The 2,963-nt window shown below is 49.0% G+C and carries 2 protein-coding genes; one reads left to right on the top strand and one right to left on the bottom strand.

The features are described from left to right. Nucleotides 1–194: 194 nt before the first annotated feature. Nucleotides 195–1,205 (bottom strand): tryptophan--tRNA ligase, encoded by a 1,011-nt coding sequence (gene trpS / locus PLH26_RS21260; RefSeq protein ID WP_324588023.1) that lies wholly within the window; start codon nt 1,203–1,205, stop codon nt 195–197. A 100-nt stretch (nt 1,206–1,305) separates the two neighbouring features. Between trpS and PLH26_RS21255 the strand changes: the two genes are divergently transcribed. Next, entirely contained in the window at nt 1,306–2,787 is a 1,482-nt protein-coding gene (locus PLH26_RS21255) for an aldehyde dehydrogenase (NADP(+)) (RefSeq protein ID WP_324588022.1), read from the top strand. Nucleotides 2,788–2,963: the final 176 nt, after the last annotated feature.

Below are 2,963 nucleotides of genomic sequence, written 5' to 3'. Positions count from 1 at the left end.
GTAATGCTTGCTCAGCATTTCCGTGAGGGTTGTTTTTCCGGCGCCGATATTTCCTGCTACTGCAATGTGTTTGGGTTTTTTAGTCTTCGCCATTACGATCTGTGTTCAAAATTTGAAATGTGGGATAGCAGATACAAGTGAGTATTCAAGATAAATAAATTTTAACTGCTTTAAACCCCCGCATTGTTTTTTTCTTAAAAATATTTTATCCCGATGGCTTCACGCACCAGTTGCATGGTTCTTTTAGCGCTTGCTCCCGCTTTGGCAGCGCCCTTTTCCATTACTTCCCTCATATAGCTTTCATCATCGCGGATAGCTTTCGCCTTTTCGCGAATGGGGGTGATGAACCGTATCATATCCTCCGCTAATTGCTTTTTCAGATCGCCATAGCGGATCACGCCATTATCATAGTCGGATTTATATTTTTCGTACACATCAGGGGCGCCGGCAAGTGCAAGCAGTTGAAATATATTTTCAATGTAGCCGGGCATGGGCGTATCGGGCGCTTTGGGGCCTTCATCGGTCTTTGCCTTCATTATTTTTTTACGGATAAGATCATCATCATCCGAAAGGTATAAAGTGGCGTTTTGATTTTCGCTCTTGCTCATTTTACCCGTACCGTCAAGACCGGGCACTTTAACGAGCTCCTGTCCGAAATTAAAGGCCTCCGGCTCAGGAAAAATTTCTCCATAGCGATGATTGAAGCGACTGGCGAAATTTCTTGCCATCTCCAGGTGCTGTTCCTGGTCTTTGCCCACCGGCACGTACAATGCACGGTGCAATAATATATCGGCTGCCATTAAAGAAGGGTAAGTGAGCAGGGCCGCATTGATGTTCTGCGGCTGCAGGCGCGCCTTGTCTTTAAATGTAGTGGTTTTTTCCAGCTCGCCTTTATAGGCCAGGGTATTCAGGTACAGGTAGAGTTCGGAAGTTTCGTATACCGCGCTCTGGCAATACAATGCAGCCCTGTTGGGATCGAGCCCGCAGGCCAGGTATTCCGATATTACATGCAATACATTTGCTCTTAAACTTTTGGTATCGGGATGCGTGGTGAGCGAATGCAGGTCGGCTACCATAAAATAGCATTCATATTCATTTTGCATGCGCACATAATTCTGCAGTGCGCCAAAATAACTGCCCAGGTGCAATATGCCGGTAGGACGGATGCCACTCATTACAACCGGTTTCTTTGCGCTTTTTTCCATGGCGGCGAAGATACAGAATTTAGATGTTGGCGATTATCATTGAGGAATACCGAAATTTGTGTCGGCAAACGCTATCCGCATCATCCGATAAAATATGATCATGAATACATTTAAAGATGCTACAACAGAAGAGATCAACGCCGTAATGGAACAATCATGGAGCGCATTTGAGGCGTACAGTACCTTTCCGCTCCGGCAAAGAGCCGGCTTTATGCACGCCATAGCTGCAGCGCTCGGTTCTGTAAGTGAAACAGTTGTTGCCACAGCCATGAAAGAAACAAATCTTCCTGAAGCACGGTTAAAAAATGAGTTGAACAGAACCATATTCCAGTTGAACAGCTATGCAAACGCCTGTGAGCAGGGCAACTGGCTGGAGGCCCGCATTGATACGGCAATTCCCGAACGCAACCCTCCAAAGCCCGATCTGCGGAAAATGCTTGTGCCCCTGGGGCCGGTTGTGGTTTTTGGCGCCAGCAATTTCCCTTTTGCGTATTCTACCGCGGGAGGCGATACCGCCTGTGCACTGGCTGCCGGCTGCCCGGTTATTGTAAAAGCCCATCCGGCCCATGCGCATACATCCGAAATGGTAGCAGATGCCATTATAAAAGTTGCCCGCGACTACAACATGCCCCCCGGCATATTTGCGCATGTGCATGGTGCGGGCTTTGAAGTGGGAAGATCTTTGGTAACGCACCCCCACACCAAAGCGGTGGGCTTCACCGGCTCGTACGGGGGTGGTAAAGCCCTGTTCGACTGGGCAGCGCAGCGCAAAGAGCCCATACCGGTTTTCGCGGAAATGGGCAGCATCAACCCGGTTTATCTATTCCCCGAAAAATTAAAGCAATCACCTGTCGAACTGGCTAAGCTGTATGCCGGTTCCATTACCCTCGGCACCGGCCAGTTCTGCACCAACCCCGGTCTCATTATTGGTATGGATAACGAAGATCTTCAACAATTCATAACGGCATTGGGTAAAGCAATTGAACAAACCGCTCCTTCCACCATGCTGCATCCCGGCATAGCCAAAGCCTTTGTAACCAACCGCAACAAAGCATTGATGCAGGAGCAGGTAGATACCGTTGCCGTTGCCCAACAGGAGCCCGGTGCAAACCAGGGCATTCCTACCATTGCTTCAGCTACGGCACAGGCCTTTTTAAACAATCCCGTGCTGCACCAGGAAGTGTTTGGACCCTATTCGCTTGTAATACGATGCAGGGATACGGAAGAAATGCTGGCGGTAGCAACCCGTATGGAAGGACAGTTGACTTCTACACTGATGGCAACGGAAACGGATATGCGCAATTGCGCTTCGTTGGTGGAAAAAGTTAAAAACAGTTGCGGCAGGATCATTGTAAATGGTGTGCCTACCGGTGTGGAAGTATGCCTGAGCATGCAGCATGGCGGCCCCTTTCCTGCCACTACCGATGCCCGGTTCACTTCCGTTGGCGCCGATGGTATCAAACGCTTTGCACGGCCTTTGTGCTTTCAAAACTGGCCAAACAGCCTGCTGCCCGATGAGCTGAAAGACGGTAACCCGCTGAAAATATGGCGGACGGTGAATAACGAGCTGACGAAGGGGTGAGATTGGAGATTTGAAATTTGAAATTTGAAATAAACTAATGCTTTATCTGCATATTGGCAATAAGGAGGCAGTAAAGGAACATAGCTGAAATCACAGTAGTGCAAAAGCGACATCAGGGCTTCTTCCCGAAAACGGGCAGTAATCCCTGCCAGCCGGCAGGCTGGGTTTTCGGGCGG

The organism is Agriterribacter sp. (genome assembly GCF_035444585.1).
In the GTDB taxonomy this organism is placed as follows: Bacteria; Bacteroidota; Bacteroidia; order Chitinophagales; family Chitinophagaceae; genus Agriterribacter.
This window is presented reverse-complemented; position numbering and strand designations above follow the sequence as displayed.

Bases quoted from the DNA above. Each gene is read 5' to 3' on its own strand.
- PLH26_RS21255 (WP_324588022.1), top strand. From the start codon at position 1,306: ATGAATACATTTAAAGATGCTACAACAGAAGAGATCAACGCCGTAATG.
- trpS (WP_324588023.1), bottom strand. From the start codon at position 1,205: ATGGAAAAAAGCGCAAAGAAACCGGTTGTAATGAGTGGCATCCGTCCT.